This window comes from Terrabacter terrae (assembly GCF_039529575.1).
GTDB lineage: Bacteria > Actinomycetota > Actinomycetes > Actinomycetales > Dermatophilaceae > Terrabacter > Terrabacter terrae.
In genome coordinates this window covers 1,268-3,003 of sequence record NZ_BAAANB010000018.1, presented here as the reverse complement: position 1 = coordinate 3,003, position 1,736 = coordinate 1,268, and the positions used below count along the sequence as shown (strand labels likewise).

At 73.4% G+C, this 1,736-nt stretch carries 2 protein-coding genes; both read left to right on the top strand.

The features are described from left to right. Positions 1–695: CPBP family intramembrane glutamic endopeptidase (locus ABD194_RS09035; protein WP_343990385.1), on the top strand; the 695-nt coding region annotated here is incomplete at its 5' end. Between the two features lie 4 nt (positions 696–699). Then, the coding region (locus ABD194_RS09030) for an NAD(P)H-binding protein (RefSeq protein ID WP_343990389.1) at positions 700–1,736 on the top strand (1,037 nt) is incomplete at its 3' end.

Sequence of the window (1,736 nt, the reverse complement as noted above, 5' to 3'; positions counted from 1 at the left end):
CCTTCCTCGACGCCGCGCTCCTCGAGCCGGTGAAGGCACAGCACCCCGACCCGCCGCAGGCGCGGACGCGGCGCCGTGTCGTCGTCACGGTGACCTTCGTCGTGGGGTCCGTGGTGCTCGGCTGGGCGCTGCACATCAAGCCGGGCGACCCGCTCTTCTACGCCGGGTCGCTGGCGCTGGCGGCGGTCTGGGCGCTCGGGGCGCTCGCCTCGGGGCCGCTGCACTTCGGCCGCGGGCACACCCGCTCCGGCGAACGCGAGTCCCGGCCGGTCGTGCAGTCGCTGGCCCTCGGGGCGCTCGTGCTCCTCGTCTTCCTCGTCGGCTCGCTCGTCGTGGCGCGGGTGCCGTTGCTGCGCGAGCCGGTCGACGCCCTGCTCGACCACGCGCGCTTCGGCTCCCTGCCGGTCGTCCTCCTCATCACCGTGCTCAACGGGATCGCGGAGGAGCTCTACTTCCGCGGCGCGCTGTATGCGGCCCTGCCGTCCCACGCGGTCGCCGTCACGACCGTGCTCTACGCCCTCACCACGGTCGGCAGCGGCGTCCCGCTGCTCGTGCTGGCCGCGGCCGTCGTCGGGCTCGTCACCGCACTGCAGCGACGGGTCACCGGCGGCATCCTGGGCCCGATCATCACGCACGTGACGTGGTCGACCGGGATGCTCCTGCTCCTCCCACCCGCCCTCGAGCTCACCAGGTGACCCGATGACCTCTTCCCCGACCACTGCCCCCGGCCGCACCGCGCTGGTCGCCGGGGCCTCCGGCTACATCGGCGGCCACGTCGTGCCGCGGCTGCTCGACGAGGGCTGGACCGTGCGCGTGCTCACCCGCCGGCGCGGCTCGCTCGACGACCGGCCCTGGGTGGGCCGCGTCGAGGTCCTCGAGGGCGACGTGGGGTCGTTCGACGACATGCGCCGGGCCCTGTCGGGAGTGGATGCGGCGTGGTACCTCGTGCACTCGATGGACGACAAGCCGGACTTCCAGGAACGGGACCGGGCCGCCGCGACGCACTTCGCCGAGGCGGCGAAGGAGGCCGGGGTCTCGCGCATCGTCTACCTCGGCGGCCTCCACCCGGACGACGAGGTGCTCTCGCCGCACCTGGCGTCGCGCGTCGAGGTCGGGCGAATCTTCCTCGACTCGGAGGTGCCGACGGCGGTGCTCCAGGCCGCCGTGGTCCTCGGCGACGGCTCGGCCTCGTTCGACATGCTGCGCTACCTCACCACCCGGCTGCCGGCGATGGTCGCCCCCAAGTGGCTCGACAACAAGATCCAGCCGATCGCGATCGACGACGTCGTCACCCTGCTCGTCGGGGCCGGGAGCCTTCCTTCGGAGGCGAACCGGACCTTCGACATCGGCGGCCCCGAGGTGCTGACCTACCGCGAGATGATCGGGCGGTTCGCCGACGCGACCGGACGACGGCGGCCGGTCGTCGTCACCGTGCCGGTGCTGACGCCGCGCCTCGCCAGCCACTGGGTCGGCCTCGTCACGCCGATCTCGGCCGGGCTGGCGAAGCCGCTCGTGGGCAGCCTCGTCCACGAGGTCGTCGCCAAGGAGAGCGACCTGCTCGAGCTCGTCGACGTGCCGGGCGGTTTCACGGACTTCGACACCGCCGTGCGCAGCGCGATGCAGACGGTCCGGCCGGACACGGCCGTGCGCAACGTCGCGCTCACGGGGGCGGCCACGGTCGCGAGCGCCGTCCTCGGCTCGCTCGCGACGAAGCCGGACTCTCCGTGGTACCGCTC